The sequence below is a fragment of the Gabonibacter chumensis genome, assembly GCF_024741215.1.
GTDB classification, from domain to species: Bacteria; Bacteroidota; Bacteroidia; order Bacteroidales; family Marinifilaceae; genus Gabonibacter; species Gabonibacter massiliensis.
This window is the reverse complement of record NZ_JANSKB010000002.1, coordinates 606,190-632,630: the sequence shown is the minus strand read 5'-3', so window position 1 is coordinate 632,630 and position 26,441 is coordinate 606,190. Positions and strand designations below refer to the sequence as shown.

Genomic DNA, 26,441 nt, shown 5'->3' with positions numbered 1-26,441 from the left:
GTTGTTGTTAAATAGTTGGGCGAAAATAGTAAAAAACCGTTTTAAATAGATCTTTTTACGGATGAAAGTTGAAAATAGGAGTAGTAATTTTTTAGAAACGACTTATTTTGTACGTTTGTAGGGAAATCAGCTAAAAGATGATAAAGATCGAGGATATATTGAAAAAGTATTGGGGATACGATGAATTCCGTTCTCTCCAGAGAGAGATTATTCTGTCTGTTTTAGAGGGTAAAGATACACTTGCTTTAATGCCTACCGGAGGAGGGAAGTCTTTGACCTATCAGGTGGCGGGAATGGCTCTTGACGGCATTTGCTTGGTCGTGACGCCGTTAATCGCGTTAATGAAGGATCAGGTAGAAGATTTGAGACGTAGGGATATTGTTGCTGAAGCCATACATACGGGAATGGATGCGGATGAAATCGCATCCGTGATCAACAAATGCATTTATAAAGGGGTCAAATTCCTGTATGTCTCTCCGGAACGTTTGACTTCCGGGCAATTTCGGTTGAAGCTGAAAGAGATGCCTTTGTCTTTGATAGCCGTGGACGAGGCTCACTGTATCTCTCAATGGGGATACGATTTCCGGCCTTCTTATTTGCGTATTGCCGAGATTCGTGATTTTTTTTCTGGTGTTGCGGTATTGGCGCTAACGGCGACGGCTACTCCTGAAGTCGTTAAGGATATACAGGAACAATTAAAATTTAAGGCGGCTCACGTGTTATCAAAAAGTTTCCGTCGGGATAACTTATCTTATGTCGTCCGGAAAGTGGAAGATAAAGCCGGAGAGTTACGGATGATTCTTTCCCGGGTGAATGCTCCGGCTATTGTCTATGTACGTAAACGTAAGAAAGCGGAGGAGTTGGCTGACTTTTTGCGGAAAGCGGGCATACGCGCGGATCATTATCATGCCGGGATGTCGGCTGTGCAACGAGAAAAAAGACAGGAGGCATGGAAAACGGGAGAAGTTCCTGTCATTGTTGCGACAAATGCTTTTGGTATGGGTATCGATAAGGCGGATGTCAGAGTGGTTGTGCATTATGATATTCCGGATACTCCGGAAGCTTATTTTCAGGAGGCCGGACGTGCCGGAAGAGACGGACAACGGGCATATGCCGTTTTATTATACAATACAGCTTCTTTAACGACTTTAAAAAATCGCGTAGAGAAAGAGTTTCCGGAAAAAGATTACGTGAAGCGGGTCTATGAAGCTTTGGGAAATCATTTCCAATTGGGGGAAGGAGAGGGGGCTGGACGAGTATTCGAGTTCGATCCGGACTCTTTTGCTTCTTGTTTCGAGTTGGATCAGGTGAAAGTACTTTCGGCTATCGGTATATTGAGTGTGGCGGGGTATATGGAATGTACGACGGATATCAACTCTCGTTCCAGAGTGAGGTTTCTGTTGTTACGCGATCAGTTATACAACGTGGATTTGGGAGATGAGTTGTCGGAGCGTTTGATGATTGTGTTGATGCGGAGTTATGCCGGTATATTCGTGCAGGACGTGTACGTGGATGAAGAGTATATCGCGGGGGAACTGAATGTGGACAGGTATAGACTTTATCACGCTTTTGTCGTTTTGGCCAAACAAAAGATTCTTCGTTATGTTCCGGGAAACAGCAGACCCTATATCTTGTATCATCAGCCTCGTTTACCCTTGTCTTATTTGTCGATCGGCCGCGAAGCGTATGAATGGAGGAAACAGGCCTACCAGAAAAAAGTGGGAGCCATGGTAGGGTATATCGAGTTGGGAGAGACTTGTCGGCAATTGTATTTGATGGCTTATTTCGGACAAAAGGAGTATAAAGGGTGCGGGATATGCGACGTATGCATAGATAGAAGAAAAGCTTCCGTAAAATTGGGAAAGGAGAGGATCGATCAGGAAATCCTTGCTGAACTTGCTAAAGGAGATATGGATATAAAAGAATTGGTTTGTTCCGTATCCGGCGATCGGGATGCGGTGATCGCCCGCATCCGTTTTTTATTGGATGAGGATCTTATTCATTATGTTACACGTACCCGGCTGGGATTAAAAAGGTAAAGGAATGGAGGATGTTTTTTTAGAGACGAAACGATTGATTCTTCGGAAAATGTCCATGGAGGATTTTTCAATTTTAGCGACGATGTTACAAGACCGGGAGGTTATGTACGCGTGGGGATATACTTTTACAGACGAACAGGTATACTCTTGGATCGGACGGATGAACGAGAATTATGAAAGATACGGATACGCTTATTTTTTGGCATGGGACAAGCAGCTGCACGAAGTGGTAGGACAAATCGGTTTGTTGCCGGAAGAGATAGAAGGAAAGAAATATATCGGTATAGGTTATATATTGTGTAAAAAGCATTGGGGTAAGGGATACGCGACGGAAGGAGCAGGAGCTTGTATGGAATATGCTTTCCGTGTTTTGGGTGCATCGATAGTGATTGCTGATATTCGTCCTGAAAACCTATCGTCCCGTGCCGTGGCGGAAAGGGTCGGTATGAAAATGGTCGGTGAGTATGATAAAATAGTAAACGGTAGGATAATGACTCATTTTATATACCATGCTACTAACTAAAGAAGAAGTCTTGTTATAGTGGATTATACTCCTTGTTTATTGCCGAAAAGAGAGAGGTGAAGACGGTCGCAATAGCGCCAGCCGTTACGGATACAATGCTCTAAAGTCTTGGGAATAGTACGTTGTAACTCTTCGGGGGTTGCTCCCATGGGCATCAGTAGAATATCTTCGTTTCGCCAATCCGTGAGCTGAGTCAATATCTTTTTTATTTCTTCCGCATCGTGTTCCGAGGAATAAACAAATTTGAGTTGGAAATCTTTTCCGTATTGCCGTGCATGAGTGATGAACGATTGGATATTTCCCAAATTTATCCGGGTGGTACTGTGCCGACGGTCATGTGGCGACGGGGGAGTAGAACTGGCTAATTTAGGGGAGATGCTGAAAAAATCGATTTCGGCGGCACAAGCTTCATTGAAAAGAGTCCCGTTTGTCTCTACGGTGATATGAAACGGGTTCTCTTTTTTCAGCTCCCGACAAAGCATAAGCACTCCTTCTGCTTGCAAAAAGGGTTCTCCCCCCGTAATAATGATGTGACGGATGTTTTCCCTGTTGTGTTTAACGATCCGAATGATATCCGGAACCGGAAGCCGGAAGCTCTCCTCAATCTTAAAAGCGGCATAGGCCGTATCGCATTCGACAACTCCTTCCGGAGTTTGCCAGCAACAATGTAAGTTGCATCCTGCCAATCGGATAAACAGTGAAGGTATACCGTTCAATTTTCCTTCTCCTTGAATGGTTCCCGGAAAAGTAAAACCGGAAGCCGGAAGTTTTTTTAATGGATTACCTGCTTTATCCCGCGTAATAGGAAAGATGCCGTCTTTTGCCAGTTGAATAAACATAACAGTTGAATGAACTCGAATCACTTTAACGTTTTCCACCATAGATTGTCTTTCCATTCTTCCTGAATGGCTTCGGAGAAACGGATGTCTTTCAAGGAGAAGTCAACCAAAGACAGATCTTCCCGGAAGGCTTCGGCGTAACCGGTTGCCGTTTCATGTACCCGCACGGAATTTAATCGTACATTTCCTTCTCCGTTTTTATGTTCCGTGTGTTGCAGGATTTTATCGATCAGGAATAGAAACAATAAAGCGTAGCCTTCGGCGGAGGGAGACACGGGGATCTCCGCTACTCGACGGTTATAACGGTATACGAACTGCTTCAAATCTTCTCCTTCTTCTTGCCAGAGGGAGTAGGAGTGATCGAAGCTGTCGATTAGTTCCTTTACCTTATCTAATAGTACAAAATCCATGACCATGTAGCCTTTGTCCAACTTGTCGGAGGTGATAAACACTTCTACGATATAGGAGTGGCCGTGGATGTTCTCTCTGCATCGTTGCGACGAACAGTTCCGTACGATATGGGCTCCTTCGAATTTAAACAATTTACGAATTAACATATGGTATTTTTTGAGTTACTCTATCGCGGGATCTTCAATTCCGGCTTCGGCAAATGCTTTTGCCCGTAAAAGACAGCTGTCGCATGTACCGCAAGGTTTGTCGCCTCCCCGGTAACAGCTCCACGTGAGACCGAAATCCACTCCCAGTGTCGTTCCTAAACGAACCTCTTCAGCCTTGGTCATATGCATAAAAGGGGCATGTAGGGTTATACGGCGTTTCTTTTCGGCACCCAATACCGTTCCCAAGTTTATGGCATTTTCCATGGCTTTGATAAATTCTTCTCGGCAATCCACATAACCGGAATAATCCACTTCGCTGACTCCGATAAAAATATCAGTGATCTCCAGGGCATCCGCGTAAGAAGCGGCAACGGATAAAAATACCATATTTCGGGCCGGAACATAAGTAGCCGGAATATGGTCCCGTTCGATATTCCCGTCCGCAATGTCGATCTTTTCATCGGTAAGGGAACAACCGTCCCATTGGTTCAGCATCAACTCGATGATTTTATGTTCCTTTACTCCGATGGCTTTTGCGACGGCTTTGGCAGAAAGTAATTCCTTATCGTGTTTTTGACCATACAGGAAAGTCATAGCATATAGTTCGTCGAATCCCCGGTGTTTTGCCAGATAAGCAGCCGTTGTCGAATCCAAACCTCCTGATAATAAAACAATTGCTTTCTTCATAAGATATTCCACTTGTTGTTTTGTTTTACAAAAGTAGTGAAAATATTTTGCCGAACAAGGTTATTCATTGCTTGTCACGTGAAATACGAGGATAAAGTGAACGTAATTCCCGATCATCCATTGTATGTTTTGAATGGTAGATCTTACATTAGATTCCGTATTTTTTAATCTACGTTTTGCAATTTGTAATTAATGGTATCTTTGTACAAAAAGATAATAGATTTATTATATGTTGGAGAATGAAATAGAGATTAAACGGGTGATTTCCGATAGAAAACAGTATCTGGATTTATTATTGGATGCTGATCCTTCGGAGGAGATGATCGATCGTTATATCGAAAAAGGAGATATGTTTGTGTTGCTGGAGGGTAAAACGGTTGTCGGGGAGGTCGTGGTGGACCAGAAAGGGGAGATCAAAAATTTGGCTGTTTGTTCCGAGTATCGGAATAGAGGGTACGGCAGTTATTTATTGAATTACCTGACGGAATATTACCGAGGTCAATTCGAATGCCTGTGGGTCGGGACGAGTGAGTCGGGAGTAGGTTATTACGAGAGAAACGGTTTTAAAACCGATCATACGCTCGAGCGTTTTTTTATTGCCAACTATCCGGAGCCGATATGGGAGGACGGCAAACAATGTATCGATATGTATTATTTAAAGAAACAGTTGTCTTAAAGGTTATTCATTATTCTTTTGAATTTATACGGAGTTTTGTGTAATAAGCGGAAAAAGTGAATTCAAACGGTTATATTTGTACGATGTATATGTGTTTTACTAAGAATTGATAGACTCATGGGTATATTCAGTAAATTATTCGGTAATGGCGAGTGTGCTAAAATAGAGACTCCTGCCGATAAAATAGTTCGTGTTATTCGGGAAAAGACAACGATTCCCAGTATAAAGCTTCGTCCGGCTAAGGAAAAGTGCTCTTTGTATAATAGTAAAATCGGTGGAGTACCTTATTTACCGGTGGATTTTCCATATCCCACGGAAGCGTTGGAAGAGGGGCAGGAGAGGCCTTTACGTCTTTTAGCCCAGATCAATTTTGAAGAGATGCCTTTTTTAGAAGGTTTTCCCGCGACGGGAATGTTACAATTTTATATTAGTGACGGGGGGATGTACGGGTTGAATTTCGAAGAGTTGACCCTTCAAAAGGGATTTCGGGTCCTTTACCACGAGAGAGTCGATGAAGAGACGGAGTTGATTTCTGCACTTCCTTTCAATGAGGAGAAAGGGGACAAAGAAGCATTTCCCGTATCCGATGAATTGAAGTTGAATTTCGAGTTAGGCGAGATGCCTATGGGCGGGGGGGATTTTCGTTTTGACAAATTAGTCTTGGATGCCTATAATGAAGTCTATCCCTCGAATCAAGTCTCTTCTTTAGAACGGATATCCGAAGAGATTACGGATGGAGTATACGATCAGTTGGAGGGAGGTGGGCATCATATCGGCGGTTACCCGATGTTTACGCAAATAGATCCTCGGGAATACCATGAGAATTTACGGGGGCATACCGTGCTATTGTTTCAATTGGATTCGGAGGAGACGAAAGATTATTCGATTCTTTGGGGGGATTCGGGTGTTTGTCATTTTTTTATAAAGCCTGAAGATTTGGCCAGACGTGATTTTTCTAACGTCTTATATAACTGGGATTGTTATTAAAGACGTTTCACATAAAAAACGCCCAAGAATAGTATCATTCTTGGGCGTTTTTCAATAAGTAATAACGGAAGTTTGTTTTTTGCCGTCCATCCAGACAGTCAGCGGCTTTTTGAAACGGACTCGTCGGGCATAGGTTAACTCGTGAATGACATCCTGTTGTTCGAGTACGTCGAACCTAATAAATGAATCGGGGGATTCGAAGGGAATAGCAAAATAACCGATATTCATGGAGGTAACATTATGAAAAAAATGAGAACCTAAAGAGGCATCCAACGGAAAATCAGGAAGTCCTTGTTCCACTATTATTTTTGCATTGGCGATATCGGACCATTGGACGGGGATTCCCGTAAGCGGGTCCCGTGTACCCCAGCGTCCCGGGCCAATCAGTATGAATTTTTCTTCTTCCCGGGCAATTTCGGCATTGAGTTGTTTTACCTCTTCTGCCATTTCCCGGGTTTTGAGTCTGTCGAATTTCCGAGGATCGATATAGACGACGTCCCGGATATATTGCAGTTTTCCGTTTCCCATACCTTTATTGGCTTGAAGAAGAATCTTTTTTTGATCGATGTGAAGTGTATCGATATCGATAGAGTATTCGTTTTTAATCAACGGTTTGATTTGTAATAAATAGAATACCGGTACATTTTCTTCTATATTAAGGGAAAATTCAATTTCAACGGGTGAGCCCATGGCTTGCGAGAAGATATCCAGCAAAATTTGTAGAGTGGAGGCTAACGGAATATAATCGTATTGTAAGATTTTGGCAAAATCGATAATTCGGGGACCTTTTTCATTCAGATCATAGACGATGCGATCGTTCATGAAATCATAAACCGAAGCACTATATTCCAATGTGCCGTCTCGTTCGGCCTCTTTTAAATCATAGGCTTTAATTGCTGCATTTTCTCCGTCTCGGATTAAATCGTATCCCTGGTGTTTCATATCAATAGCGTAAAAATAATTTTGGGAGCTACGGATTTTGTCCTGTATGGAAGCTAATTGCAATTTTGGAAATGCCGGAGAGAAGCGGTGAGTCTTTTCACCTCCTACCACGTAAGTTCCAAGTCCTATGGCAGTAACGGCAAAACCGTCTTCCGGCCTGATATAGGAAAAGGGGTAGAAATTATAAGATTGGGCGACCCCGCTGATATCGGGATAATATCGTCCGTTGTGTTCGTTCCCGATAACTTCCTGTATGATTACACCCATTTTTTCTTCCTCTATCATGCTGTCAATAGCTTTGAAATAAGCCCTCGATTCATCGGAAAAGACAGAGGCGTAAACTAATTTGATGGCATCTTCCAGTTCTTCCAACCTGCGTTCAAAGTCCGGATGATTATTAGGAATCAAATAAGTCGCGTACACACCGGCAAAAGGTTGGCTTAAGGAGTCTTCAAACAGACCGGAAGATCGGACTGCTAACGGCTTGGTCATGACTTGAAGATACTGGCGTAGCTTTTCTTTCAATGGTAAAGAGAGAGTGGCCTGTTGAAAGGCCTTTTTTAAGCGGTCGTATTCGTTGTTGATATAAGTTTCTTTGTATAAATCGTTTAATTCCAGGAAATTATCGAATTCTTCCACTCCGATGATGGCGGTTTTGGGAATAGCGATTTTTAAGTTGGGAATTAATTTTTTAAGGTAAACATTCTCAATAAAGTTGGATAAAAATGCTAATCCGCGTCCTTTGCCTCCGAGAGAGCCGAGTCCCAGGCGAGTGATATAACGGTTGGAGTCGACCAATTCCGGCCGGAACGGAATAATACGTCCTCTTATTTTTTTTAGTTTGGAAGATTCGAAAACGTTGGCAATGAACTGGCGAATTTCATTGGTATTTTTAAAGTATTCAAAACTATACCGTCGTAATTTTTGAGCGAGATTAATTTCTCCTCTTGCCATTAACCATGTGGATATACCGTTGCGAATGGAGTGGTATTCTAAAGATTCATCCGGTATGGTGGTCAATTTCCTTCGAAACTCTTTGATTGAAGTCGCTTTATCTATCGGGTGACCTGATTTGTCTCGAAAAATAAAATTTCCGAACCCGAGACGGGTTTTGATAAAAGTTTTTATTTCTTGTGCCAGCGTGAGCGAGTTTTTATTAATGAATTCCGCGTGGATTTTTTCTGCCCGCTTGGCATTTTCCTCTTCATGGCTTTGAAGAAGGCAGGGAATCTTGTATCCTAATCGCTGAACGTATTTAATCAACTCAACACCCGCATCTTCATCCTCGATGCCGTTTTTGGCATAACGAACATCCGATATGACACCGATGATATTATTTTTGTATTTATCAATAATCTCTATCGCATCTTCATAGGTACTGACTAAGATCACTTTGGGACGTACCCGGATTTTCAATATAAGTCCCAGCTCGTCATCCGATGGTTCGTCTGCGATGATTTTTTGTGTCTGGGTCATGATTTCGGTATAGAGTAAGGGTAAATAACGGGAGTAATATTTGACGGAATCCTCCACGACCAATATGACTCTGACATCCCCTAAACGTGTATCTGCTTCCAAATTCATTCGGTCTTCAAGATATTTGGCCATAGCCAAGAAGACTTTCGTCGAACCGTTCCAAACAAATAGCCGTTCGATGGATTCGTGTACCTCTTTTTCGATGCGATGAAAGTAAGCAAGGTCTCCGTTGTTGTTGACTAACATTAACTGTTTGATATGGGGATGTGTTTTTTTTATGTTACGGCTGATTATCAAAGGGGTCTGTTTATCTAAGCCGGCCATGATGATAATGAGATCGTAATGTCGTTCCCTTAGTTTTTTCAAAGCTTCCGACTCGCTCGCTACAGAGGTGAAACGGGGAGCCGTAAATAAATTCAATTGCAGGTATTCTCCGAATATTTTGTCTGAAAATTGCCCTTCCCGTTCGATCGTGTAGGCATCGTAATAGTTTGCCACTAATAGAATCTCCTTTACTTTAAAGGGCATAAGTTCTTGAAAAATATCTCTATCGTTTTTTTTGCGTTTATATATGCGATTCAAATCTATTTTTTCCATAACAAGTTTTATTTTTATTCGCTTTTACGATTAAGTCGACTTTTCTGTTTTTTTTATTGAATCGCTAAATATAAAAAAATTTTAGTAAATTGCAGCCGTTTATTATATCCGCTGTGTTGGGAGTTTATGAACAGAAGATATTTTTGCTTTAGATGCATGGTATACTTTTCCAAATGGAATCGTAAGGGATATGCTATTTTTGCCTCTTTGAGAAAAGAGGTAAGGATAGCGACGTTATCGATGGATATTTGTAAGGTAGCATTAGGAAAATCTTCTTTAAAAGGGATAATCGTTGATTTTTCCGGAGTCTCAAAGAAAATCATGGTAAAGGATAAGAGGGAGGAGTCGGGTGGCGGACTAAAACAGGTATGCGAGGTGGTATTATCATGTGTTGGAGCGAAGTTTCCTGTAAAGCATGGGAATGAAAAATTTAATATAGATGGGTATACTTGTTGTGAACAATGGGTATACCTTTTTTGTATATAGATATGTTAATAGATACATTGAAAGAGAAAATCTTTAAAGGACAATCGATTACTAAGGAGGAGGCTCTGGAGTTATCCCTGATAAAGGATAAAAGGGCTTTATACGAGGCTGCGGGAGAGATACGGGATCATTTCGTCGGAAATTATTTCGATACTTGTTCGATTATCAATGCGCGTTCCGGACGTTGTTCTGAAAATTGTAAATGGTGTGCCCAATCGGCAATTTTTCGGACAAAAGTAGATGAGTATGATTTAATCGATGAAAAGAGTTGTATTGAATTGGCTCGTTTGAATGCTACTTATCGGGTAAATAAATTTTCTTTTGTTACGAGCGGAAGAGCTCTTTCCGATAAAAATATAGATCGGTTGTGTGATTATGCCCGAAAGATAAAGCAAGGGATGGATATCAATTTATGTGCCTCCATGGGATTGTTAAATAAGACACAATTACTTAGATTAAAGGAGGCTGGTATAACACGTTACCATTGTAATTTGGAGTCTTCTCGTCGTTATTTTCACTCCTTGTGTTCTTCTCATACGACGGATGAAAAAATAGAGACGATTCGTGCGGCTCAAGAGGTAGGAATGGAAGTTTGTTCCGGAGGAATTATAGGGATGGGAGAGACGATGGAAGATCGCATCGATCTGGCTCTGATGATTCGAGATTTGGGGATTAAGTCAATTCCTATCAACGTGTTGAATCCTATTCCGGGAACTCCTTTGGAGAAAGCAGCACCTTTGGCGGATGAGGAAGTGTTAACGACGATAGCCGTGTTTCGCTTTATTCATCCGGATGCCTTTTTAAGATTTGCCGGAGGTAGAAATTTAATAGCACATATAGAAAAAGAAGCGATAGAAGCCGGAATTAATTCGGCGATTGTCGGGGACCTATTGACTACGGTGGGATCAAAGGTTATGGAAGATATGGAAAAAGTAGAGAAAATGGGGTTTATCACAAGAAAGTAAAATCGAAAAATGGAAGGTTATGGAAAATTTTATTGAGACAATGACGACGGAAGCGATGCTTCGCTTTGATCGGGAACATTTGTGGCATCCTTACACCTCTACGGTAAATCCGCTTCCGGTGTATCCGGTGAAACGAGCTGAGGGCGTGTACATAGAATTGGAAGACGGAACCCGGTTAATTGACGGCATGTCTTCCTGGTGGTGTGAAGTACACGGGTACAATCATCCGAAAATTAATGCTGCTATTGAAAAGCAATTGAAAGATATGTCACACGTGATGTTTGGCGGATTAACGCACCGTCCGGCTGTAGAGTTGGCTGCCAAATTAGTGAAACTAACCCCTTACGGGATAGAGAAGGTCTTTTTCAGTGATTCCGGGTCCGTGGCCGTAGAAGTGGCGATGAAGATGGCCCTTCAGTACTGGTATGCGCAGGGACGGGAGGAAAAACGACATTTTTTGACCATTACCAAGGGATATCATGGTGATACGTGGAATGCGATGTCCGTTTGTGATCCTGTTACGGGAATGCATAGTATATTCCGGGGAACTTTGCCCATTCACTATTTTGTTGCTTCTCCCCGGGTTCGATACGGACAACCTTGTCGTGATGCGGATATAGAAGAGTTCAAACAATGTTTGCGAAATAATCACAATCGTATCGCGGCTGTTATTTTAGAACCGATTGTGCAGGGTGCCGGAGGTATGTGGTTTTATTCCGCCGAATACCTTTGGAAAGTCAAAGAGTTGTGTAAACAATATGATGTACTTCTGATTTGTGATGAAATTGCAACCGGTTTCGGGAGGACCGGAAAAATGTGGGGATGTGATCACGCGGGTATCGTTCCGGATATTATGTGCGTAGGGAAAGCAATCACCGGAGGATACATGAGTTTTGCAGCCACGATGACAACAGAAAAGGTAGCCACGGGTATATGCTCGAAAAATCCGGGTGTGTTTATGCATGGTCCTACTTTTATGGGCAATCCTTTGGCCTGTGCTGCCGCCAATGCTTCTTTGGATCTGATCATGAGCTATGATATCGACACGATGATCGGTTTGATCGAAAGGCAGATGCGGACCGAGTTGGCCCCGGCCGCACATTACAGTAACGTTGCCGATGTAAGAGTGTTGGGCGCCATAGGAGTTATCGAGTTAAGAGAACCCGTGGATATGGCCTATATCCAATCTGCATTTGTACGTGAGGGAGTATGGGTACGTCCTTTCGGTAAATTGGTATATATCATGCCGCCTTACATCATTCGTCCGGAAGAACTTTCTCGTTTGACACAGGCTTTGTTGCGGGTTCTTTCTAACCTGAAATGATATGAACAGAGAGCGTTACATCAATAAATTAAATAAGATAAAGGAGTCTGGAAATTATCGGGAGTTGAAGGAGATTCAGCATAATGGTTTTTTGATCCACCATGACGGACGCGAAATGTTGAATCTCTCCTCCAATGATTATTTGGGACTATCTTCCGATCCGCATCTGTATGAAGAATTTCGTCAGGAGACAGATGTGAAATTGTTATCGTACAGTGCCGTATCTTCCCGTTTGCTATCGGGTAATCATGAATATTACGGGGTGTTGGAGAATGATTTGCGGGAATTGTACGGTAAGGAGTCAGCATTGGTATTCAATTCCGGGTATCATGCTAATATCGGGATACTGCCCGCATTAGCGGGTAAAAAGGATTTGATTGTTGCCGATAAACTTGTACACGCGAGTATTATTGACGGATTGCGGTTGAGTGAAGCAGAGATGTTGCGTTACCGGCATTTGGATTATGGACATTTGCGGGAGATCCTGTTTAATCATAGGGAAAAATACGAGAATGTTTTTGTTGTGACAGAGTCCATTTTCAGTATGGACGGGGACGTGTGTGATTTGCAGGAATTATGTGATTTGAAAAAAGAGTACGATACTTTTTTGTACGTGGACGAAGCTCATGCCGTTGGAGTCCGGGGAACGAACGGTTTAGGATGCTGTGAGGAACAGGGATGTATGGAAGATATTGACTTTATTGTCGGAACATTCGGTAAGGCCTTTGCTTCATACGGGGCCTTTGTAGTCTGTGACGATCTTTTTCGAGAATTTTTGGTTAATACGCAGAGAAGTTTGATATTTACGACGGCATTACCGCCGATAAACGTGGCTTGGACTCGTTTTATTTTAAATCGTATGCCTGATTTTTATTCCAAGCGTTTGAAGTTGATGACGATTTCTGAACGATTGAGAAATACGTTGATAAACAGGGGATTTGAAACCAGGGGAAATTCTCATATCGTGCCTTTTTTATGTGGAAGTAACGAAAACAGTGTTTATATGTCTGAGCAATTCCGGGATAATGGTTTTTTTGTATTACCGGTGAGATACCCTACCGTGCCTAAAAACGAGGCCCGAATACGGTTTTCTTTGAATGCAGCCATTCCGGAAGAGGATTACGAGTGCTTGTTTGAATTTATTGAAGTGAGTTGTTAGGATGCGGAGAGTTTGGTTAAAAAAAAACGGTAACAAGCGGGTAATTCTTTTTTTTAGCGGATGGGGTTTGGACGAAAGGGCCGTAAGTCATATGACCGGGGAGTCGGACGTGTTGATGCTTTACGATTACCGAAACATAGAAGGTGAAAAAGCTCCGGTTTTAAACGGTTACGAAAGTATAGATGTGATAGCCTGGTCCATGGGAGTTTGGGCAGCTTCCGTCTTGCTTCCCTTGTGGAATTTACCCGTGGACAGAAGTACGGCTATCAACGGAACGGAACGTCCCGTTGATAATCTGTACGGTATTCCTCTTCATGTGTACCTGCTTACGGAGAGGGGGATGAATGAGCGTGGAAGAGATAAATTTTTTGTTCGGATGTTATCGGGAACAGGAGAACGCACCCGGTTTAAACAACATCATCCGGATAGGAATTTAGAGGAGCAATTGGAAGAGTTGAAAGCCATCCGGGAACAATCCGATAGATTAAAAGGAGAAATTTGCTGGAATAGGGTGTATATTTCGGAAAATGATATTATATTTCCGGTGACAAATCAAGAGAATTGGTGGAGGGGACGAAGTGAAATAAAAAAAATAGAAGGGGGACATTATCCTTTTTACGTATTTGAAAACTGGGATTTAATAATATAAATATGGCTGTAAATAAACACGAGGTTGAACAGCGTTTTCGTCGTAGTATAACTACTTATAACGCTAACGCAATGGTACAAAAGGCGATGGCCGTACAATTAAACCGAATGGTTATGTCCAGTTTGGATTATATTCCCAAAAATATATTGGAGGTGGGATGTGGAACGGGATTGTTCACGGAAGAGTTAAGACGTTGTTTTAAGGAAGATGAGATCTATGTCAATGATATCGTCGAGGAAGTTTGTTTCCGAACAGCACGTTTGTATCAGGTCATAGCTTCTCATTGTTTGCCGGGGGATATTGAGGAGATTCCATTGCCGGGGCGATTTGACCTGATTGTTTCTGCCGCCACTTTTCAATGGTTGAACGAACCGAAAGCGACTTTCAGAAAATTATCCGAACATTTGAGGGAGGACGGTTTGATGATTTTCAGTACTTTTGGAAAGTACAATTTGCGGGAAATTCGATTGACAACGGGGGGAGGATTAAGATACCGGACACAGGAGGAGTTGATGGGACTTTTGGAGCCTTATTTTAAGATTGAACAAATCCGAGAAGAGTTCAGGTTGATGGAATTTGACGATCCTTTGGCGTTGTTACAGCATTTGAAGAAAACAGGAGTAAATGTATCCGGTGATAAACGGGTATGGACCAAGGGAAAGGTTCAGGAATTTATTGACGAATATAATGCTCGTTTTGCTATGGATGGGAAAGTGACCTTAACTTATCATCCCTTGTATTTGGTATGTAGAAAGAAACCGAGGATTATGAATACCTATGGCGTTGCCAGTTGGTAAATGTAAATACAGATTCACGATATGATATATTTTATAAGCGGTATCGATACGGATACCGGAAAATCGATTATAACGGGGTTATTAGCCCGTTCATTACAAAAAAAAGGAGTTCGGGTGGTTACCCAAAAGTTTATACAGACTGGTTGTACCGGGATCTCTGAAGATATTTTAAAGCATCGGGAAATTATGGAAATCGGTCCTCTCGAAATAGATCGGGACGGAACGACTTGTCCCTACGTGATGACTTACCCTGCATCCCCTCATTTGGCGGCGGAGATCGATCGTGTGACTTTGGACACGGACCGGATAGCGGCTTCTTCCCGTAAATTGGACGAGTTATACGATATCGTATTGTTGGAAGGGGCCGGGGGATTGTATGTTCCGGTCACCAGAGACTATTTTACCATTGATTATATTCAAGAAAAAAAGCACCCTTTAATTTTGGTTACCTCTTCCAAATTAGGCAGTATAAACCATACGTTGATGAGTTTGGAGTTATGTCGTCAACGGGGAATAGAACTTGCCCTGTTGGTGTATAACCGATTTCCGAACGATAGCGAGTGGATTACAAATGATTCCATTACGATTTTTCAGCATTATTTGCGGGATTTCTTTCCTTCTTGCCGTTTGGTAGAGGTGCCTGTTGTGTATGGGAAGGAATATCCTGATATAGAGGTGGGGCCGTTATTATCGAAATGAGAAGATTAGAACTTTTATCCCCCGCCAAAAATTTGAAGGTTGCTTTGGCCGCCATTCAAAATGGAGCCGATGCCGTGTATATCGGAGGGCCTGCTTTCGGGGCACGAAAGGCGGTAGGAAATTCTATTGAGGATATTACACGATTAGTCTCTGTCGCTCATCGTTTTTATTGCCGGGTATTCGTGACTATGAATACTCTTCTTTACGATGAGGAGCTGTCAGAGGCGGAGAAACTGATAAAGGCGCTATACCGGGTTGGCGCAGACGCCATTATCATACAAGATCCCGGTATCCTGAAATTGGATATCCCTCCTATTGCCCTGCACGCGAGCACCCAAATGCACAATTACGAGTTGGAACGGATTAAATTCTTGGACAAGATTGGATTTCAACGGATTGTGTTGGCCAGGGAGCTGTCGTTGGAAGAGATAAAAAAGATCAGGCAGGAGGTAAGTGCAGAATTGGAGTATTTCGTGCACGGCGCCTTATGTGTCAGTTTAAGCGGTCAGTGTTATATGTCGCATTATCTATTGGGACGTTCCGCCAATCGGGGGGAGTGTGCTCAGGCTTGCCGTATGAAATGGAATGTGGAGGATGCGACGGGAAAACTTTTGTTGAAAGAGAAACATGTATTGTCTTTAAAAGACCTGAATCTTTCCGATCGATTGGTTGAGCTTGCAGAAGCGGGCATCGATTCGTTTAAGATCGAGGGACGCCTGAAGGATACTCCCTATGTCGCTAATGTGACAAACTACTACTCGTTGCGGTTGAATAGGATCGTAGAGCGGGAAAGAGGTTATACCCGCGTGGGGTCCGGTAGCGTATCGGCTGATTTTGAGGCTGACCCGGAAAGAAGTTTTAACCGGGGGTATTCGGAATATTTTTATGCCGGGAGATCCGTCGGTTTGGTTAATATGGATACGCCAAAATCCATGGGGAAAAAAGTGGCGGAGGTAAAATGTACCAGAGGAAACCGATTGCAGGTAAATGCTTTTGAAGAACTTCATAATGCTGACGGATTGTGTTATATGGAGAACGGGGAGTTGAAGGGTATAAAAATCAATACGGTGGAAGGTGAATGGTTGAATTGCAATGAAAAGGTGAGTATCTCTCCCGGTGCCCCGTTGTATCGTAATTACGATCATCGGTTTGTCGTTCGTTTGGAAAAAGGAAATGCCGTTCGGAAAATAGGAGTAAGGATTGACGTGTATACGGAAGATCGAAGATTGATATTGTCTGCCACGGATGAGGATCGGGTTCATGTTACTTTAGTAAGCGAAGAGCGTTTCGATGAGGCAAAACAGTCGCAACAAGCTGAAAGAATTTGTCAACAATTGAAAAAATGCGGGGATACGGATTTTAGATGTGATTCGGTTGAGTATCATGGAAAGGATGTGTTGTTCATACAGGCGGCCGTGTTGAATACGTATCGTCGTCAGTTATTGGATAAATTGCAGGATAAACGAGAAGAGTTAAGGGAGAAATGGATACAAGAACCTTTGAACGGTGAGTTGACGTATACTGGAAATTCGGACTGGAAGCTAAATATCGTTAATAAATTTTCGCGAGAATTTTACCGGGAACATGGAATACAGATTCCGGAAAAGGGATTTGAGATCCGAAAAGATTATTGCGGAAAAGAGGTGATGACTACTCGTTATTGTCTTCTATTCGAGTTAGGTTTATGTCGTAAGACGAATAAGTGCAGTGACTTGAAGCTTCCGTTATATCTTTCTAATAATTTAGGGCGTTTTCAGTTGGAGTTTGATTGCCCGGCCTGTGTAATGAAGGTGATAGCCTTAAAATAAAAAGTGCTCCTTCTTTCCTGAAAAGCTGTTTTCAAATAATAAAATCCGTAACTTATTTATCCCTTATCTAATTTTGATCATAAAGCCTTCTCAGGTAAATGGTCCTTGATTTATTTGAGGGCTATTTTTTTCGTTTTTTTCGCTATATTTGTTCTATAAAATTATTTTATGAAGATTTTGTTTGTTCGAGGAATTATAAGTATTGTCGTTTTCTTTTGTTTAGGTGGTTGCCATGATGAAAAGATAAAGCCTCAAAGGGAGAGGACTGTATTGGTATATATAGCCGGAGATAATAATCTTTCCTATTTTTCATCCCAGAATATGGAAGGAATGATGAAAGGAATGAAGGAAGATAACTGTAATTTAATTGTTTATTGGGATCAACCGAATGTTGCCCCGAAATTACTTGAATTGGAGGTGATGAAAAACGGTTCCGTAAAGCAACGGGTGATAAAGGAATATAAGGAGGAAAATTCAGCTTCACCTGCCGTTTTGGCACGGGTTATTCGCGAAACACAAAAATTGTATCCGGCCAAATCATACGGACTGGTTCTTTGGTCTCACGGGACAGGTTGGTTTCCCGAGAGTCCTTCCGTGCAAGCTCGGAGTTTCGGAGAAGATCATGGTTCCGAGATGGATATTAAGGAGTTGGCAGCTGTTATTCCCGATAAATTTTTTCATTATATCATTTTCGATGCTTGTCTGATGGGAGCCGTAGAAGTTTTTTATGAACTGAGGAATAAGGCGGATTATATCATTGCTTCTCCCACGTTAGTTCCTGCAAAGGGACTTCCTTACGAACAAGTCGTTCCTTATTTTTGGGGGGAGGATTCGGATTTGGAAAAGATTTGCGAAGCTTATTGCGATTTCAATAATACGACGACGGAAACGGCCACGATCACTTTAATAAAGACTTCCGAGTTAGAAGCTTTATACGTCCTTTGTCAGGAAATCTTGGAAGGAAAATTACCGGAAGTACAGACCCAAGACAAGAGTAGTGTTTACCGGTATTACGTGCCGCTTGCAGTTATAAATTATACCTTTTATGATTTTGCCGATTTAATCCGTCAGGTAGCTACTCGGGAGGAGTTCGCTAAATTCGAGGCACAGCTGAAAAAGGTCGTCCGTTATTGTGCGGCTACCCGATATTTTTGGGATTTTGTTCCCGTGGATAAAGATAGATTTAGCGGTATCAGTACCTATGTTCCTTTTCCGGATTGGCCCGGTTTAAATAACTATTATTTCACTTTATCATGGTCAGGAGTATATGGATTGTAATTTATTTCGTGTTTAGAATCTCTTGGGCGATCGTGTAAAACATACCCGCACCGGATTCGATGAGCTCGTCCGGGAAATCGTATTGAGGAGAGTGAAGTGGAGGACAATCTTCTCCGGCTCCCAACCCGAACATAGCTCCTTTATACTCTTGAGTAAAAAGACCGAAATCTTCTCCCCAGCTAAAAGGAACATTCATTTCCAGATAGGGTAGCTTGTTGGTTTCCGCTGCCTTTTTTATGTGTTGGACAGCTTGCGGATCGTTCTCATTGGCAGAAAAAGATTCCAACCAGGTTATTGCCGAATTTAAACCGGGTGTAGCTGCCGTTTCTGTTTCGATCAATTTTTCTAATTTTTGCATATGCAGGCGGAGTAGCCGATCGTTTTTAGCGCGTAGAGTTACCCGGATAACTCCTGTTCCCGCTGCCACCCCGTAGGCTTCTTCCCCAATATGGATTTCTACCAAGGTCGCCAGAAAATAATCCTCTTTCTCTATATCGTATTGATTCCATCCCGTGAGCGTTTCGACTATTCTAAAGGTCGCGTTTACGGGATTTATTCCTTTTAAAGGTTCTGCTGCATGAGCTGTTTTGCCGGAGAGTGTAATTGCCGCACTGATGACGGAACAGGTGAAACTACCCGGTTTACATAATACGGCGGACGTGGAAAACCCCGGAATATTGTGAAGAGCAAAAACGTATTGAATATGATATTGGGAAAGTACGAGATCGGCCAAAATGGCGGATGACCCGCTGCCAGTCTCTTCTGCCGGTTGGAATAAAAGCAATACCCGTCCTTGTTTCATCGGTTTTTCGAAAAGTATTTGTGCCAATCGTAATAGAATGGTCGTGTGACCGTCGTGACCGCATTTATGCGATATCCCGGTATGAACCGAACGATAGGAAATATTATCTTTCGATTCATCAATAGCGACAGCATCCATATCAGCCCGAAACAAGAGGGTTGGTCCCTCTTCGGAAAAGAAATACTCGGCCAGTAAGCCGTGTCCTCCTATGGAGCGAATGATTTTAGTCGGATGAAACGGGCGGAGAGAGGTTTCGATAAAACGGGCTGTTTCTCTTTCCTTGCCGGAGAGTTCCGGCTGTCGATGTAATTGGTGACGGATCGAATCAAAAGAGTGTGTTTGCATATATTTATTGTTTTATAAGCATAAAATCAGTATTTGAAAAAGAACGATCAAATAGAGTTGTTATAATGGAGTAAATAATAATTATAAAGATGTAATATATTGATTTTTAGCACATTATGTTATATAAAATAATTCTGCTGCAAAGATAAATATATAATATTATAAACCCAATAACGATTCGGTCTTTATTTTGTTACGTTTGTCCTTAAAAGATCCTGATAGATTCTGAAACAGAATGGACTCTTTTATTTGATTCATTGGGAAAAATAGGGAAATCGACCTTTGATTTGGATGTATATTTTGTAATTTTGAGTTGCTAAAGTACGTAAGTATCATTTTAAATCCAGTTGTTTAGCCGGATTTAGGTTATAAATCAGATCGAGTATGATTCAAAGAGATTGTCTATTGCGGCAGATGGAGGTATTTTTCAAAGCGTTCGATGAGAGATTCAGAGGAAAGAATAAGGATGAATACGAAGATATATCTGTTATTTTAAATGAATTTTATTCTACCTATTTTCATATCGACCGGGAAAAAATAACAGGAGAGGGAGAGCAAATTGTTAGTCACTGTATCTTGTATGAACCTGTGGAAAAAGCGGAGATGCTTTCCGAATTGATATTTAAAGATGCTGTTTTTACAGTAGACATCCGTCGGAAAACTTATCTATTCCGGTTGTTATTAAAACTTTATGACTCTATCGAATGCAGGTCGAAAACCTATTCTTCTCAAAGAGAAAAAAAGAGAAGGGAGATAACCGATTTTTTATCGGGTAATTGAATATAAATTTGTAAGATTTTTGCGTTTTATAGGTAATTGTTATGGGATCATTGGTCGCTTGGGGATATTGGGGATTATTTATCGGCTCGTTTTTGGCATCGACAATCATTCCGATGAGTGCGGATCTCTTATTGGTAGGGGTACTTTCCTTGGGAGGGAATACATGGATTTGTTTGATAATTGCCACTATCGGAAATTGGTTGGGAGGCTTGACATCCTATTGGCTGGGATGGCTTGGACGTTGGGACTGGCTCGAACGCTGGTTGAAAGTGAAGCGAGAGCAGTTGGAGAGACAGAAGGAAAAGATTGATCGATACGGGGTTTGGCTGGCTTTGTTCACTTGGCTTCCCCTTGTGGGAGATCTTTTTGCCATCGCTCTCGGTTTTTATCGAGTGAGCCCTAAAATGTCGGCTCTATATATGTTGGTCGGCCGTTTTGTCCGTTTTCTTGTTTGGACGCTTTTGTATATTCGGTATGCCGATCGGTTTGTCGAATGGATCCGATGATATAACATACTTTGTTCGCTTGCGTTATAAGTGAGAAAGGTATTTTCATGGATTCACTTCTTGATTTAGGATATTTGGGTTTATTTATCGGTTCGTTTATTTCGGCCACTGTAATTCCGATGGGGGCGGATGCCTTATTGTTGGGGATGTTGGCAGCCGGGGGAAAACCTGTATGGTGTTTAGCCATCGCAACAACGGGGAATTGGTTAGGTGGGACGTTGACCTATTGGTTGGGATATGCCGGAAAATGGACGTGGATACAGCGCTGGTTTAAAGTGACACCCGAAAAATTGAAACGGCAAAAAAACAGAATTGAAAAATACAAAAGCGTTATGGCTCTTTTGGCATGGGTTCCTGTTTTGGGAGATCTTTTCGCGTTGGCTCTTGGTTTTTATCGTATTAATGCCGTGAAATCATTTATTTTTATGTTTTTCGGAAGGTTGATACGATTTTTGTTTTGGTTGGTGTTATACTTACTTTGGACAGATAAATTCGTAAAGTTTATTTCCCATTTGTAGGATATATCAATACCCGTGGAATCGGTTGGTGCGATCCGGAAATAAAAAAAACGCCCGTACTGATTTCGACGTACGGGCGGTCTATCGATATTTTTTTCAGTTTTCGACGCGAATCATGTTGTAATGATGGGATTCCTCTGCCGGGAAGATAAATCCGCTGAAATGGTGTGTCTGCGGAACACTATTAACACCGTTGGCATTCACGCCGGTTGTTCCCTCGCTGACGGTGATACTGGCGGCATTACTGTCTTTGGTCAGAACGACGGTTACTTCTGCGGCAAAAGGATGATTGACATAAAATTTGTAAATCCAGTTTCCTCTTTTATCTTGTTTTTTTTCAACTTTTTTTATCGGTCCGTCTTTGATGAGCTCTATATAATTATCGCTCTCACCATAAGCTAAATTAGCGACTAACCTTTTTCCGGATGAACCGACGACGTTAGGACGATTCCGGAGGGTCAATCGTTTACCCTGGGAGTTGTACACCTCTTTGGTCTCGAAAGCCCAGTCATTGGCTTCCAACGCTTTTAAAGCTTTGTCATGTGCTTTTTTAGCCTGTTCTGCTTCTGCAGCCTTTTTTTCCGCTCTGATTTCACGTTTGCTCTTTTTCTGAGTTTGTGCTTCAGCCATTGTCGGCATTAGTACTGCAATGGCCATTAAAATAAAAAATAGTTTTTTCATAATCATTGGTTTATAATTACACATATATCGTTACCAGCTTCCGCTGGCACCGCCTCCTCCAAAAGAACCACCTCCGAATCCACCGAAGGAGCCATTTCCGCTGCTGAATGAGCCGAAACCTCCGCTATTGCTCCCGAATGGAATACCTCCGATAAAAAACGGACCGGAGGAGTGTCCGGGAGAAAATCCTTTACGCCGCCGAATAAAAAGAAATAAAATAATAAAGAAAAAAAGGGGAATAAATACCAAAAGCGAACTTTCCGATTGCTGTTCGTACTCTTCCGCTGTAAATTCTCCTTTTGTCAGATCCATCAGTACATTGGTTGCTTTGTTTATTCCCATGTAATAATTCCCCTGCTGAAAGGAGGGAATTATTTCGTTTCGGATAATACGAGAAGCCGTAATATCCGGAATAACACCTTCGAGTCCGTAACCGACGGATAAGGCGACTTCTCCTTTTTCATTTCCTTTTTTAGGTTTGATCAGAATCAATATCCCATTGTCTTTTCCTTTTTGACCGATGCCCCATTTCTCGGCCAAACGAGCCGCGTAATCATTGATGTCATATCCTTCCAACGAAGAGACCGTTACCACGGCGATTTGGGTTGACGAAGTTTTATTGAAATGGGATAACTTTTCTTCTAAAGAAGAGATCTCTTTTTTGTTGAATAATTCCGTATAATCATTCACCAGCCTTTTGGGTTGCATAGGCTCCGGAAATTTTTGGCTGTAACCGGATACGGTGATTAGGCTAAATATGGATAATATAATGAGTTTCTGGATATTCATGTTATAATTCATTTTACTTTTCGGATGAATTGAATGAAATGTCATCGGGTAGTTCATTAACGTCGTCTTGCCGATAGGGGAAAAACTCCTGTAATTGTTTTCCGGCCTGAATGACGGCTTCGCAAATTCCCTCCGTAATATATCCCTGTTTAAATTTTTCGATCATACGGTTTTTCAATTCGTCCCAATACTTGTCGGAAACTTTGGCATTGATCCCGGCATCTCCTAATATAGCCATTTTTTTATCGACCAAGGCGATATAGAACAAAATTCCATTACGAAGGGCTGTTTTTTGCATTTTTAAATTGGCGAACACATCCGCAGCACGATCCAGAACTTCTTTTGGGCAGTGGTTCTCGATATGAATGCGAATTTCTCCGGATGTATTTTTCTCCGCTTCCCTAATAGCAGCTACCATCGTATCTTTTTGTTCTTCCGTAAAATATTTTTCTGGAGACATAATAACAGGATTGAGATTCGATGTTAGAATTTAACTTCCGGGGCTTTTTCGGCACCGTTTGAGGCTTCGAAATAGGGTTTAGGCATAAAACCGAACATCCCGGCCAAAATATTTTTGGGAAAAGAACGGATGTACGCGTTATATCCCTTTACCTCTTCATTGAATTTACGTCTTTCCACGGCAATACGGTTTTCTGTTCCTTCCAATTGTGTTTGGAGGTCTCTGAAATTCTCATTTGCCTTTAAATCCGGATATTGTTCGGATATGGCCATCAAACGGGATAGGGCAGAGGATAATTCTCCTTGCATATTGTTGAATTTCTGTAAGTTTTTTTCATCCAGCTGGTCGAAATTGATCCGCATTTGAGTGGCTTTCGCCCGGGCATCTGTTACCTGTGTTAAGGTGTTTTGTTCGTGTTCCGCGTATCCTTTTACCGTGTTTACCAAATTGGGGATGAGATCCGCTCGCCTTTGGTATTGGTTCTCAACATTAGACCATTGGGAGGATATGGTTTCACTTCTGGTTACCATTTGGTTATAGCTTCCTTGAAACCATGCAAAAATGCCGATAGCAATGATGACTATTATGGCTAATACGATATAACTTTTTTTCATTTTTGTTTCTGTTTTATGTAAAACTAATAGATCGTTTTTACAAAGATAAAAGAAAATTTCAAACTAAAAAATGAGGCCGCATTGCTGCGGCCTTATCTTTAGCGGGATTTGTACTCGTCATTTCACCAAATTCATTGTATCTGTAGCAATTACCAATTCTTCATCGGTGGTAATACTCATAACGATTACTTTTGAATGAGGTTTTGTCAATATTATATCTTTGCCGCGAACACCGTCATTCGCCTTGGAATCGAAATCTACTCCCATGTATTCCATATGGGCGCATACCTGTTGACGCACCTCACAATCATTTTCTCCTATACCTCCGGTAAATATGATCAAATCAGCCCCGTTCAGTACGGCTGCATAACTACCCACGTATTTTTTTACATCGTAAGCTAAAATGTCCAAGGCCAAGCGGGCTTGAGAATTTCCTTTTACTGCTGCAGCTTGTAACTCTCTACAATCGGAAGAAACTTCGGAAACTCCCATCAGTCCCGATTTTTTGTTGATCAAATCGTTGGCTTGCGGGATGTTTAACCCCTCCTTCTCACAGATAAAAAGCAATGCACCCAGGTCCAGATCTCCTGTGCGGGTTCCCATGATGACACCCGCGTTCGGGGTAAATCCCATGGAGGTGTCTACCGATTTACCATGGTCGATAGCCGTAATGGATGAACCGTTTCCGAGGTGACAGGTAATGATCTTCTTTTCGCTTATGTCCCAACCCAATATTTTACAGGCCTTTTCAGCAACGAATTTGTGTGAGGTCCCGTGAAAACCGTACCGACGGATTCCGTATTGTTCGTAATACTTATAGGGTAAGCCGTATACGTAGGCTTCCTTGGGAAGAGTTTGATGGAAAGAAGTATCGAAAACAGCGACTTGAGGAACTCCGGGAAGCAGTTGTTCCATGGTCTCTATCCCTTTTAGGTTAGCCGGGTTATGAAGCGGTGCCAACTCGCAACAAGCAGCGATTTTTTTCTTTACATCGTCGTCGACCAATACGCTCTGGGAAAAATATTCTCCCCCGTGGGCTACTCGGTGTCCGACAGCGTTTATATCGTTTAAAGATTCGATTACGCCATAAGTCGGGTCGACAAGAGCTTTTAAGATAAGATTGATACCTGTGATGTGGTCCTTTATGGACTCCTCTATCTCATATTTGTCCTTTCCTGAAGGTTTATGGGTGAAGTTCCCTTTCGGGAGACCGATTTTCTCAACCAATCCTTTGGCTAATACAACCGGTTCTTCTTTCATATCTAATATCTGATATTTGATGGATGAACTTCCGCAATTTAAAACTAATATATTCATGACATTCGGTTTTACGTGGGGTGAATTATTTGCTTGCGGCTTGGTTTACGGTAATGGCGACTAAATTTACGATATCACTAACGGAACATCCCCGCGACAGGTCGTTAATCGGGGCTGCCATTCCCTGAAGTACAGGTCCTACGGCCTCTATGCCGGCAATGCGTTGTACTAATTTATAGCTGATATTGCCTACTTCCAAACTGGGGAAGATTAAGACATTGGCTTTTCCGGCAACGGGACTACCCGGAGCCTTGCTGGAACCCACGGAAGGAACCAAAGCGGCGTCTGCCTGCATTTCGCCGTCGATCATTATGTCAGGAGCCATCTGTTTGGCTAATTCGGTTGCTTTTATCACTTTATCAACCAATTCGTTTTTTGCGGAACCTTTCGTTGAGAAACTTAACATGGCTACTCGCGGCTCTATTTTGGCAATGGCTTTAGCCGTACCGGCTGTAGCTACGGCGATTTGAGCCAACTCTTCGGCCGTCGGATTCGGAAGTACGGCACAATCCGCACATACGATTAACCCGTTTTCCCCGTATTCCGGTTTATCGGTTAACAGGAGGAATGCCCCCGATACTACGGATATACCCGGCAATGTTTTTACGATTTGCAAAGCAGGCCTTAGTACGTCGCCTGTCGCATTTTGGGCTCCGGCAACCTCTCCGTCCGCATCCCCGTTCTTAATCATCAAAGTCGCTAAATAGAGCGGATTGATTACTAATTTAAGAGCCTCTTCCTTGGTCATGCCCTTACTTTTACGTAATTCGACGAGTATATCCGCGTAAACTTCTTTTTTCGGATGATTTTCAGGATCGATGATGGTAGCTTTCCCGATGTTTTTCAGTTCAAATTTATCTGCCAGCGTTTGTATTTCTGCCGGTTTACCGATTAAAATAATCTGAGCAATTCCTTCATTGAGAAGAATGTCAGCAGCCTTTAGCGTCCGCTCCTCCGTCCCTTCCGGGAGTACAATTCTTTTGTTGTACTTTTTCGCGTTTTCTTTGATTTGTTCAAGAAGGTTCATAAGTATCTTTTTTATGATAAGTTGTTGTTCATTTCTTTCGCGAAAGTAGAAATAATTTAATCAATAACGTAACTTTTTGTAAGCTATTGTTCGCAATTTTCAAGAATATTGTCA

At 42.0% G+C, this 26,441-nt stretch carries 27 protein-coding genes; 16 read left to right on the top strand and 11 right to left on the bottom strand.

Annotated features, from left to right (window positions below):
* Positions 1 to 137 precede the first annotated feature (137 nt).
* Both NVS78_RS09375 and NVS78_RS09370 read left to right on the top strand, forming a co-directional pair.
* A complete protein-coding gene (locus NVS78_RS09375; RefSeq protein ID WP_286358956.1) occupies positions 138 to 2,039 on the top strand; it encodes a RecQ family ATP-dependent DNA helicase in 1,902 nt (633 codons plus the stop codon).
* A gap of 4 nt (positions 2,040 to 2,043) precedes the next feature.
* Complete coding sequence (locus NVS78_RS09370) at positions 2,044 to 2,562, top strand: GNAT family N-acetyltransferase (protein ID WP_286358955.1); 519 nt, start codon at positions 2,044 to 2,046, stop codon at positions 2,560 to 2,562.
* 23 nt (positions 2,563 to 2,585) lie between these two features.
* Here the strand turns inward: NVS78_RS09370 and NVS78_RS09365 are convergent, their stop codons facing one another.
* The 3 genes from NVS78_RS09365 to queC are packed head-to-tail and all read right to left on the bottom strand — an operon-like array spanning position 2,586 to position 4,645.
* Positions 2,586 to 3,443: a 7-carboxy-7-deazaguanine synthase QueE gene (locus NVS78_RS09365; protein ID WP_286358954.1), complete on the bottom strand. Its 858-nt coding sequence runs from the start codon at positions 3,441 to 3,443 to the stop codon at positions 2,586 to 2,588.
* Positions 3,422 to 3,958 carry a 6-pyruvoyl trahydropterin synthase family protein gene (locus tag NVS78_RS09360; protein ID WP_286358953.1) on the bottom strand — a complete coding sequence of 179 codons (537 nt, stop codon included), beginning with the start codon at positions 3,956 to 3,958 and terminating at the stop codon, positions 3,422 to 3,424. Before NVS78_RS09360 ends, NVS78_RS09365 begins: the two co-directional genes overlap by 22 nt.
* 15 nt (positions 3,959 to 3,973) lie before the next feature.
* Positions 3,974 to 4,645: a 7-cyano-7-deazaguanine synthase QueC gene (gene queC, locus NVS78_RS09355; protein ID WP_286358952.1), complete on the bottom strand. Its 672-nt coding sequence runs from the start codon at positions 4,643 to 4,645 to the stop codon at positions 3,974 to 3,976.
* Between the two features lie 229 nt (positions 4,646 to 4,874).
* Here queC and NVS78_RS09350 point away from each other — a divergent pair, with 229 nt between their 5' ends.
* Both NVS78_RS09350 and NVS78_RS09345 read left to right on the top strand, forming a co-directional pair.
* Positions 4,875 to 5,321 (top strand): GNAT family N-acetyltransferase, encoded by a 447-nt coding sequence (locus tag NVS78_RS09350; protein WP_286358951.1) that lies wholly within the window; start codon positions 4,875 to 4,877, stop codon positions 5,319 to 5,321.
* Positions 5,322 to 5,438: 117 nt separating this feature from the next.
* On the top strand, positions 5,439 to 6,308 hold the full coding sequence (locus tag NVS78_RS09345; RefSeq protein WP_286358950.1) for a YwqG family protein: 870 nt from the start codon (positions 5,439 to 5,441) through the stop codon (positions 6,306 to 6,308).
* Between the two features lie 51 nt (positions 6,309 to 6,359).
* Here the strand turns inward: NVS78_RS09345 and NVS78_RS09340 are convergent, their stop codons facing one another.
* Positions 6,360 to 9,323 carry a PEP/pyruvate-binding domain-containing protein gene (locus NVS78_RS09340; RefSeq protein ID WP_286358949.1) on the bottom strand — a complete coding sequence of 988 codons (2,964 nt, stop codon included), beginning with the start codon at positions 9,321 to 9,323 and terminating at the stop codon, positions 6,360 to 6,362.
* A 156-nt stretch (positions 9,324 to 9,479) separates the two neighbouring features.
* Here NVS78_RS09340 and NVS78_RS09335 point away from each other — a divergent pair, with 156 nt between their 5' ends.
* The 9 genes from NVS78_RS09335 to NVS78_RS09295 all read left to right on the top strand — a co-directional run bounded on the left by NVS78_RS09335 (position 9,480) and on the right by NVS78_RS09295 (position 18,488).
* Positions 9,480 to 9,809, top strand: coding sequence for a hypothetical protein (locus NVS78_RS09335; RefSeq protein WP_286358948.1), 330 nt, complete (start codon positions 9,480 to 9,482; stop codon positions 9,807 to 9,809).
* Between the two features lie 2 nt (positions 9,810 to 9,811).
* Positions 9,812 to 10,774: a biotin synthase BioB gene (gene bioB / locus NVS78_RS09330; protein ID WP_286358947.1), complete on the top strand. Its 963-nt coding sequence runs from the start codon at positions 9,812 to 9,814 to the stop codon at positions 10,772 to 10,774.
* A gap of 55 nt (positions 10,775 to 10,829) precedes the next feature.
* The gene (bioA, locus tag NVS78_RS09325; protein ID WP_286359001.1) at positions 10,830 to 12,098 is read left to right on the top strand and encodes an adenosylmethionine--8-amino-7-oxononanoate transaminase; all 1,269 of its coding nucleotides are present in this window, start codon (positions 10,830 to 10,832) and stop codon (positions 12,096 to 12,098) included.
* A gap of 1 nt (position 12,099) precedes the next feature.
* Positions 12,100 to 13,257 (top strand): aminotransferase class I/II-fold pyridoxal phosphate-dependent enzyme, encoded by a 1,158-nt coding sequence (locus tag NVS78_RS09320; RefSeq protein WP_041503589.1) that lies wholly within the window; start codon positions 12,100 to 12,102, stop codon positions 13,255 to 13,257.
* A 1-nt stretch (position 13,258) separates the two neighbouring features.
* Positions 13,259 to 13,906, top strand: a complete 648-nt coding sequence (locus tag NVS78_RS09315; RefSeq protein ID WP_286358946.1) for a DUF452 family protein — start codon at positions 13,259 to 13,261, stop codon at positions 13,904 to 13,906.
* 2 nt (positions 13,907 to 13,908) lie between these two features.
* Positions 13,909 to 14,703: a malonyl-ACP O-methyltransferase BioC gene (gene bioC / locus NVS78_RS09310; protein ID WP_286358945.1), complete on the top strand. Its 795-nt coding sequence runs from the start codon at positions 13,909 to 13,911 to the stop codon at positions 14,701 to 14,703.
* A gap of 21 nt (positions 14,704 to 14,724) precedes the next feature.
* Positions 14,725 to 15,402: a dethiobiotin synthase gene (gene bioD / locus NVS78_RS09305; protein ID WP_286358944.1), complete on the top strand. Its 678-nt coding sequence runs from the start codon at positions 14,725 to 14,727 to the stop codon at positions 15,400 to 15,402.
* Positions 15,399 to 17,210, top strand: a complete 1,812-nt coding sequence (locus tag NVS78_RS09300; RefSeq protein ID WP_286358943.1) for a peptidase U32 family protein — start codon at positions 15,399 to 15,401, stop codon at positions 17,208 to 17,210. The genes bioD and NVS78_RS09300 overlap by 4 nt, the downstream gene beginning before the upstream one ends.
* Before the next feature lie 168 nt (positions 17,211 to 17,378).
* On the top strand, positions 17,379 to 18,488 hold the full coding sequence (locus NVS78_RS09295) for a clostripain-related cysteine peptidase (RefSeq protein WP_286358942.1): 1,110 nt from the start codon (positions 17,379 to 17,381) through the stop codon (positions 18,486 to 18,488).
* Between the two features lies 1 nt (position 18,489).
* On the opposite strand, the gene NVS78_RS09290 is transcribed toward NVS78_RS09295, so the two are convergent.
* The gene (locus tag NVS78_RS09290; RefSeq protein ID WP_286358941.1) at positions 18,490 to 19,635 is read right to left on the bottom strand and encodes an amidohydrolase; all 1,146 of its coding nucleotides are present in this window, start codon (positions 19,633 to 19,635) and stop codon (positions 18,490 to 18,492) included.
* A 384-nt stretch (positions 19,636 to 20,019) separates the two neighbouring features.
* Between NVS78_RS09290 and NVS78_RS09285 the strand changes: the two genes are divergently transcribed.
* Genes NVS78_RS09285 through NVS78_RS09275 form a run of 3 tightly spaced genes read left to right on the top strand, consistent with a single transcriptional unit; the run spans position 20,020 to position 21,439 of the window.
* Positions 20,020 to 20,415 carry a hypothetical protein gene (locus NVS78_RS09285; RefSeq protein ID WP_286358940.1) on the top strand — a complete coding sequence of 132 codons (396 nt, stop codon included), beginning with the start codon at positions 20,020 to 20,022 and terminating at the stop codon, positions 20,413 to 20,415.
* A 41-nt stretch (positions 20,416 to 20,456) separates the two neighbouring features.
* Complete coding sequence (locus NVS78_RS09280) at positions 20,457 to 20,921, top strand: YqaA family protein (RefSeq protein WP_041504887.1); 465 nt, start codon at positions 20,457 to 20,459, stop codon at positions 20,919 to 20,921.
* Positions 20,922 to 20,968: 47 nt separating this feature from the next.
* Complete coding sequence (locus NVS78_RS09275) at positions 20,969 to 21,439, top strand: YqaA family protein (RefSeq protein ID WP_286358939.1); 471 nt, start codon at positions 20,969 to 20,971, stop codon at positions 21,437 to 21,439.
* A gap of 96 nt (positions 21,440 to 21,535) precedes the next feature.
* Here NVS78_RS09275 and NVS78_RS09270 read toward each other — a convergent pair whose 3' ends face one another.
* The 6 genes from NVS78_RS09270 to pta all read right to left on the bottom strand — a co-directional run bounded on the left by NVS78_RS09270 (position 21,536) and on the right by pta (position 26,327).
* The gene (locus tag NVS78_RS09270; protein ID WP_286358938.1) at positions 21,536 to 22,120 is read right to left on the bottom strand and encodes a DUF4251 domain-containing protein; all 585 of its coding nucleotides are present in this window, start codon (positions 22,118 to 22,120) and stop codon (positions 21,536 to 21,538) included.
* 30 nt (positions 22,121 to 22,150) lie between these two features.
* A complete protein-coding gene (locus NVS78_RS09265; RefSeq protein WP_286358937.1) occupies positions 22,151 to 22,909 on the bottom strand; it encodes a TPM domain-containing protein in 759 nt (252 codons plus the stop codon).
* A gap of 13 nt (positions 22,910 to 22,922) precedes the next feature.
* A complete protein-coding gene (locus NVS78_RS09260) occupies positions 22,923 to 23,369 on the bottom strand; it encodes a TPM domain-containing protein (protein ID WP_286358936.1) in 447 nt (148 codons plus the stop codon).
* 23 nt (positions 23,370 to 23,392) lie between these two features.
* Positions 23,393 to 23,983, bottom strand: coding sequence for a LemA family protein (locus NVS78_RS09255; protein WP_286358935.1), 591 nt, complete (start codon positions 23,981 to 23,983; stop codon positions 23,393 to 23,395).
* A 117-nt stretch (positions 23,984 to 24,100) separates the two neighbouring features.
* Positions 24,101 to 25,300, bottom strand: a complete 1,200-nt coding sequence (locus NVS78_RS09250) for an acetate/propionate family kinase (RefSeq protein WP_286358934.1) — start codon at positions 25,298 to 25,300, stop codon at positions 24,101 to 24,103.
* Positions 25,301 to 25,325: 25 nt separating this feature from the next.
* Complete coding sequence (gene pta / locus NVS78_RS09245; RefSeq protein WP_286358933.1) at positions 25,326 to 26,327, bottom strand: phosphate acetyltransferase; 1,002 nt, start codon at positions 26,325 to 26,327, stop codon at positions 25,326 to 25,328.
* Between the last annotated feature and the right edge of the window lie 114 nt (positions 26,328 to 26,441).

Bases quoted from the DNA above. Each gene is read 5' to 3' on its own strand.
- NVS78_RS09370 (WP_286358955.1), top strand. From the start codon at position 2,044: ATGGAGGATGTTTTTTTAGAGACGAAACGATTGATTCTTCGGAAAATG.
- NVS78_RS09300 (WP_286358943.1), top strand. From the start codon at position 15,399: ATGAGAAGATTAGAACTTTTATCCCCCGCCAAAAATTTGAAGGTTGCT.
- NVS78_RS09290 (WP_286358941.1), bottom strand. From the start codon at position 19,635: ATGCAAACACACTCTTTTGATTCGATCCGTCACCAATTACATCGACAG.
- NVS78_RS09320 (WP_041503589.1), top strand. From the start codon at position 12,100: ATGAACAGAGAGCGTTACATCAATAAATTAAATAAGATAAAGGAGTCT.
- NVS78_RS09250 (WP_286358934.1), bottom strand. From the start codon at position 25,300: ATGAATATATTAGTTTTAAATTGCGGAAGTTCATCCATCAAATATCAG.
- bioD (WP_286358944.1), top strand. From the start codon at position 14,725: ATGATATATTTTATAAGCGGTATCGATACGGATACCGGAAAATCGATT.
- NVS78_RS09285 (WP_286358940.1), top strand. From the start codon at position 20,020: ATGATTCAAAGAGATTGTCTATTGCGGCAGATGGAGGTATTTTTCAAA.
- NVS78_RS09375 (WP_286358956.1), top strand. From the start codon at position 138: ATGATAAAGATCGAGGATATATTGAAAAAGTATTGGGGATACGATGAA.
- NVS78_RS09295 (WP_286358942.1), top strand. From the start codon at position 17,379: ATGAAGATTTTGTTTGTTCGAGGAATTATAAGTATTGTCGTTTTCTTT.
- NVS78_RS09335 (WP_286358948.1), top strand. From the start codon at position 9,480: ATGGTATACTTTTCCAAATGGAATCGTAAGGGATATGCTATTTTTGCC.
- NVS78_RS09365 (WP_286358954.1), bottom strand. From the start codon at position 3,443: ATGGTGGAAAACGTTAAAGTGATTCGAGTTCATTCAACTGTTATGTTT.
- NVS78_RS09345 (WP_286358950.1), top strand. From the start codon at position 5,439: ATGGGTATATTCAGTAAATTATTCGGTAATGGCGAGTGTGCTAAAATA.
- queC (WP_286358952.1), bottom strand. From the start codon at position 4,645: ATGAAGAAAGCAATTGTTTTATTATCAGGAGGTTTGGATTCGACAACG.
- NVS78_RS09315 (WP_286358946.1), top strand. From the start codon at position 13,259: ATGCGGAGAGTTTGGTTAAAAAAAAACGGTAACAAGCGGGTAATTCTT.
- NVS78_RS09350 (WP_286358951.1), top strand. From the start codon at position 4,875: ATGTTGGAGAATGAAATAGAGATTAAACGGGTGATTTCCGATAGAAAA.
- NVS78_RS09270 (WP_286358938.1), bottom strand. From the start codon at position 22,120: ATGAAAAAACTATTTTTTATTTTAATGGCCATTGCAGTACTAATGCCG.
- NVS78_RS09275 (WP_286358939.1), top strand. From the start codon at position 20,969: ATGGATTCACTTCTTGATTTAGGATATTTGGGTTTATTTATCGGTTCG.
- NVS78_RS09260 (WP_286358936.1), bottom strand. From the start codon at position 23,369: ATGTCTCCAGAAAAATATTTTACGGAAGAACAAAAAGATACGATGGTA.
- pta (WP_286358933.1), bottom strand. From the start codon at position 26,327: ATGAACCTTCTTGAACAAATCAAAGAAAACGCGAAAAAGTACAACAAA.
- bioA (WP_286359001.1), top strand. From the start codon at position 10,830: ATGCTTCGCTTTGATCGGGAACATTTGTGGCATCCTTACACCTCTACG.
- NVS78_RS09360 (WP_286358953.1), bottom strand. From the start codon at position 3,958: ATGTTAATTCGTAAATTGTTTAAATTCGAAGGAGCCCATATCGTACGG.
- bioB (WP_286358947.1), top strand. From the start codon at position 9,812: ATGTTAATAGATACATTGAAAGAGAAAATCTTTAAAGGACAATCGATT.
- NVS78_RS09280 (WP_041504887.1), top strand. From the start codon at position 20,457: ATGGGATCATTGGTCGCTTGGGGATATTGGGGATTATTTATCGGCTCG.
- NVS78_RS09265 (WP_286358937.1), bottom strand. From the start codon at position 22,909: ATGAATATCCAGAAACTCATTATATTATCCATATTTAGCCTAATCACC.
- NVS78_RS09340 (WP_286358949.1), bottom strand. From the start codon at position 9,323: ATGGAAAAAATAGATTTGAATCGCATATATAAACGCAAAAAAAACGAT.
- bioC (WP_286358945.1), top strand. From the start codon at position 13,909: ATGGCTGTAAATAAACACGAGGTTGAACAGCGTTTTCGTCGTAGTATA.
- NVS78_RS09255 (WP_286358935.1), bottom strand. From the start codon at position 23,983: ATGAAAAAAAGTTATATCGTATTAGCCATAATAGTCATCATTGCTATC.